This is a genomic window from Bacillus sp. SIMBA_005 (assembly GCF_046535585.1).
Taxonomy (GTDB): Bacteria; Bacillota; Bacilli; order Bacillales; family Bacillaceae; genus Bacillus; species Bacillus pumilus.
Genome location: NZ_JAWRWI010000794.1, coordinates 1 through 253, shown reverse-complemented (window position 1 = coordinate 253; position 253 = coordinate 1). Strand labels below are relative to the sequence as shown.

Genomic DNA, 253 nt, shown 5'->3' with positions numbered 1-253 from the left:
ACTGCACATTCAGTTCTTAACTTTTTTCTTGATAGAAAGATGAAGCTCGTCAAGCTGAGCGTCACTTACTTCTCCAGGCGCCTCTGTCATCAGGCAGCTTGCACTTGCCGTTTTCGGGAATGCAATCGTATCTCTCAGGTTCGTACGTCCTGCGAGAAGCATAACGAGACGGTCTAAGCCAAGTGCGATTCCGCCGTGCGGAGGAGCGCCGTATTCAAATGCTTCCAGCAGGAATCCGAACTGTTCAGCCGCT

1 protein-coding gene is annotated in these 253 nt (G+C 51.0%); it reads right to left on the bottom strand.

The window, feature by feature from the left end; genetic code table 11:
- Positions 1–9 precede the first annotated feature (9 nt).
- The coding region (locus tag SB660_RS22250) for an amino acid--tRNA ligase-related protein (protein WP_410584632.1) at positions 10–253 on the bottom strand (244 nt) is incomplete at its 5' end.